The 1,270-nt window shown below is 69.4% G+C and carries 2 protein-coding genes and 1 pseudogene; 2 read left to right on the top strand and 1 reads right to left on the bottom strand.

The window, feature by feature from the left end:
• Positions 1–634: acyl-CoA carboxylase subunit beta (locus tag IE177_RS34575; RefSeq protein ID WP_308431615.1), on the top strand; the 634-nt coding region annotated here is incomplete at its 5' end.
• A 57-nt stretch (positions 635–691) separates the two neighbouring features.
• On the top strand, positions 692–886 hold the full coding sequence (locus tag IE177_RS34580) for an acyl-CoA carboxylase subunit epsilon (RefSeq protein ID WP_190019448.1): 195 nt from the start codon (positions 692–694) through the stop codon (positions 884–886).
• A gap of 152 nt (positions 887–1,038) precedes the next feature.
• Here IE177_RS34580 and IE177_RS34585 read toward each other — a convergent pair.
• Positions 1,039–1,270 (bottom strand): annotated as a pseudogene (locus tag IE177_RS34585) (ATP-binding protein); the annotation flags it as partial.

Below are 1,270 nucleotides of genomic sequence, written 5' to 3' on the forward strand. Positions count from 1 at the left end.
CCGCAACATCATCTGCGCCCTCGCCCGTCTGGACGGCCAGGTCGTCGGCATCATCGCCAACCAGCCGCAGGTCCTCGCCGGCGTCCTGGACATCGAGGCGAGCGAAAAAGCTGCGCGCTTTGTCCAGATGTGTGACGCTTTCAATATCCCGATCGTCACACTCCTGGACGTCCCGGGCTTCCTCCCCGGCGTCGACCAGGAGCACGGCGGCATCATCCGGCACGGCGCGAAGCTGCTGTACGCCTACTGCAACGCGACCGTGCCGCGGATCTCGCTGATCCTGCGCAAGGCGTACGGAGGTGCCTACATCGTCATGGACTCCCAGTCGATCGGCGCCGACCTCACCTACGCCTGGCCGACCAACGAGATCGCCGTCATGGGCGCGGAAGGCGCCGCCAACGTCATCTTCCGGCGGCAGATCGCCGGCGCCGAGGACCCCGAGGCCATGCGCCAGAAGATGGTCAAGGAGTACAAGGCCGAGCTGATGCACCCGTACTACGCGGCCGAGCGCGGCCTCGTCGACGACGTCATCGACCCCGCCGAGACCCGCGAGGTGCTGGCCAGGTCGCTGGCGATGCTGCACACCAAGCACGCCGACCTGCCCTCCCGCAAGCACGGCAACCCCCCGCAGTAACCGAGCGGACCCGCCGCGGCAACCCCGCGGACCTCTCTCTCACGGAGACTGACACCCATGAGCACTGCTGACATCCGCGTCGAGAAGGGCCACGCCGAGCCCGAGGAAGTCGCCGCCATCACGGCCGTCCTCCTCGCCCGTGCGGCCGCCCAGCCCGAGACCACGGCCCGGACCCACCGGGGCCGCGCCAAGGCCGGCTGGCGCCGTCTGGAGCGCGAGGGCGGCTTCCGCGCGCCGCACAGCTGGCACTGAGTCCGCAAGAACACTGAAGGGCCCCTCTCCAGGAGAGGGGCCCTTCAGTGTTCTTCAGGGGCGCGGGGAACTACGCGAACGGCCACCGGGCACCCGCGGACGTGTCGAGGACCGTCCGGAGCAGCTCGGTGGCCGCACGTCGTGTCTCGGTGCTACCGCAGGCGTGCCATGAGTGCGTGCTCGACCAGGGTGATCAGTGCGCTCTTGGCGTCGGCGCGGTGCCGGGCGTCGGTGGTGATGATCGGGGTGTCGGGGCCGATCTGCAGTGCCTCGCGGACCTCGTCCGGCTGGTAGGGCTGGTTGCCGTCGAAGCCGTTGAGGGCGATGACGAAGGGCAGGCCCGAGTTCTCGAAGTAGTCGACCGCGGGGAAGCAGTCGGCGAGG

The sequence above is a fragment of the Streptomyces lucensis JCM 4490 genome, from assembly GCF_014650035.1.
In the GTDB taxonomy this organism is placed as follows: domain Bacteria; phylum Actinomycetota; class Actinomycetes; order Streptomycetales; family Streptomycetaceae; genus Streptomyces; species Streptomyces lucensis.